This is a genomic window from Aquiflexum sp. (assembly GCF_041749095.1).
Taxonomy (GTDB): domain Bacteria; phylum Bacteroidota; class Bacteroidia; order Cytophagales; family Cyclobacteriaceae; genus Aquiflexum.
In genome coordinates, this window is sequence record NZ_JBGTCA010000165.1 from 1 (window position 1) to 3068 (window position 3068).

General features: G+C 42.1%; 3 protein-coding genes. All 3 read right to left on the reverse strand.

Features of this window, described 5'->3' with window-relative positions; translation table 11 throughout:
* The coding region (locus ACEW8O_RS08060) for a GMC family oxidoreductase N-terminal domain-containing protein (RefSeq protein WP_373494107.1) at positions 1-1308 on the reverse strand (1308 nt) is incomplete at its 3' end.
* Positions 1301-1855, reverse strand: coding sequence for a gluconate 2-dehydrogenase subunit 3 family protein (locus ACEW8O_RS08065; protein WP_373494108.1), 555 nt, complete (start codon positions 1853-1855; stop codon positions 1301-1303). The genes ACEW8O_RS08060 and ACEW8O_RS08065, both read right to left, overlap by 8 nt.
* Positions 1856-2100: 245 nt before the next feature.
* The coding region (locus tag ACEW8O_RS08070; RefSeq protein ID WP_373494109.1) for a discoidin domain-containing protein at positions 2101-3068 on the reverse strand (968 nt) is incomplete at its 5' end.

Here is a 3068-nt window from a genome sequence, read left to right on the forward strand (position 1 = left end):
GGGTATAGTCTCTCCCATCATATGGGAACCCACACTCCAAGGCCCGTATTTATCAGGATTTAGTAAGTTCTCTTTCAGCTCCACGCCTACCCCGCTTTGGTCAGAATAGGTGCCCCGGTTGGCACTGAAGCCGGCAGCATAACCTCTTAGGAAATCGGTCTCCTGTTTGTGAAGATTACGGAATCGTGGAAAATATCCTGAAGTAGGTCTTCCTCCTTGGGTAGTATATTCCAAGTGTCCCTCATATTGGGCTGATACGCCTGCCCGGTAATTATGAAAAGCCACATATTTGCCCAAAAGACCATTGTCATTCCCCAATCCATTTGGAAATCGGTTGGAAGTGGAGTTGAGTAATATCAAGTTGGTGTTGAGTGCAGCGGCATTGACAAAGATCACATCTGCATAGTATTCTTCCATTTCTTTGGTATGGGCATCTACAATCCTTACTCCCGTCGCTTTGCCTTTTTCCTCATCATAGATAATGGAATGGACTACGGCATCTGTTCGCATGGTCATATTCCCTGTCCTTTCCGCCCAAGGGATTGTGGAAGAGTTCGCGGAAAAATAGCCTCCAAAAGGACAGCCTCTTTGACAAAGGCTTCTGCTTTGGCATTTGGCCCTGCCCTGTTGGGCATAATAATCCAAGTTCCCTGTAATATGTGCACAACGGGCCAAAACCATATGCCTATCATTGCCATAGTGTTTTTTGAGCTGATCGGCAAAATACTGTTCCACCACATTCAAAGGAAAGCTGGGCAAAAACTCACCATCGGGCAAATTTGGAAGCCCATCTTTGTTACCGGAAACCCCTACAAATTTCTCCACATGACTGTACCATGATGCAATATCCTTGTATCGGATAGGCCAATCCACTGCAAAGCCATCCCTTGCAGGTCCTTCAAAATCAAGATCCGAGATTCTTTGCACCTGTCTTGCCCATAGCAGTGATTTTCCCCCTACCTGATAGCCACGGATCCAATCAAATGGCTTTTCCTGGACGTAGGGATGTTCCTTATCCTTCACAAAAAAGTGTTGGGCATCTTCCCTGAATGCATAGCATCGACTTACCACGGGATTTTCTTCTTGAACTTTCTGGGGAATCTGTCCCCTATGTTCAAATTCATAGGGTAGCATATTGGTGGTGGGATAATCCTTGATGTGCTTGACATCACGGCCTCTTTCTATGACAAGGGTTTTTACTCCATTTTCACAGAGTTCTTTTGCCGCCCAACTCCCACTCATTCCCGAACCTATAACAATGGCCTGAAATGTTCTTTCTTTTGTTGCATCTATATTTAAATTAGCCATTGATTTTTTCAGGTTTAAGGTCGGCAATCAGAACATCCCCTTTGTATTCCCCTGGGATCAGGGAATAGGGTTTTACCTCGGTCTGCATATATTCGGATACCATAAAACCTTGAATGGTAAAGCGTTTGGTAGTTCGAAGAAAGTCTTTTGTGGTTTGTTGGCTTTCATCCTCAGTGGATAAACCTTCCAAAATCAAGGTTTCTCTTTGCTCTTGGGTTAATATCCCAAATTTATTTCCTGTGGATTTTTTACTGAAATCATCAAAACTTTTCAATCCAGACATAAATGTTTGCTGCGCTTCTATTTCCATGCAGTCATTGACCATAACCAGAATAAAGTCCTGAACTTCAATATCTGCGGCACCTTTCAGATTTCCGGCGGGGATAATGGTATCTGCAATTTCAGCCAAAAGCTGTTTTAGGCTTGGAGTGACTTCAAGGTTTTGGTAAGCACTGAGAATATCTTCTTTGGAGAAATCACATGAAGGCACCAGCACCAGTCCTCCTGTCAGGAGGGCCAGACCCCGGAGGGCATCTCTTCTTTTCATATTGAGGTTATTGGGATGAAATGTTAATCAGGGCGATAAGGTAAAAGGATATAGGCATTTTTCATAACAAAATAATAAGGATGGTAGAATATTGGGCTGACTCTCACCAAATTGGTAAAAGTAAATGAATGAACCACAAAAGTTACAAAAGAGAACAAAAGAAATTTATTAGAATGGGATCAGCATTTCTAGCATGATTGTTTTCAATCTTTTGTTTCCTTTTGTCTCTTTTGTGGTTCAAATAATTATTCATTTGTCAAAACCCCAACTTCTCCGAAAGCTGCCAATTGGTTATCGGTAGTCTGCAAGGACTTAAGCTTAATAAATTTTGCATTTACAGGAGTTTGCAATGGGATGATTTGTTCTATGGGATTGTTGCTGATATTTGAAAATTCCCCTGATGCTTGTTCCGTCCATGTCTTTCCATCGGAACTGATATGAAATGAATATTTGGAAATCACCCAGCTCATATACCTGTTTTGGGGGGGAAGGTAAGTAAAGCCTTTGATGGCAATAACTTCTCCCAAATTAACAATGATCTCGTTATTGTCACTTTTCCAAAAGGTTTGTGGATCTTCATCGACGGCTTTTTCGGCATTGGGATCATTGTGAACCACTTTCCATTTGGCTTTGGCAATGTCCAATGAGACAGTCAATACTTCACTTTTTGTATAATTGGAAGGATCAAAACTTATTGCTTTCAAGACTGTTGGATTCAGAATTTCAAAAGGTGATTTATACTCTTGACTGTGTTCATTTGGCACCGATCCATCCAAAGTATAGTAGATATCCACATTGCTTTCAGGAATACTGAGTTCCACCAATCCCGCCTTGCTTCGCTTGAGAATGGGCTCGATCAGCAGTTTGGGGGCATTGTAAACGCCCAAACTGTAAAGGGTGGGACTGGCCTTTGCGTCAGTTATACTGAATTTGATTTCATCGGTTTCCACATCGGCAAATCGAAGTATTCTTTTCACACCTACTGTAGTTCCTTCTGCGATCAACTCCCAACCATTATCTGTTTTGGTTTCCAAAGTAAATGCTTTGATCCTTTGGCCAAGTGGATAGTATTCCTGTACCATAAATCGGTTGACCGTTGTTTTCTGTGGCAATTTAATCAGGATCTCATTTCGTATGACTCCATCTTCCGCGGCCCAATAGGTTTCTTTATTTTCGTCAGCCACATGCTCGATTCCAAAATTCCTTCCCCGTG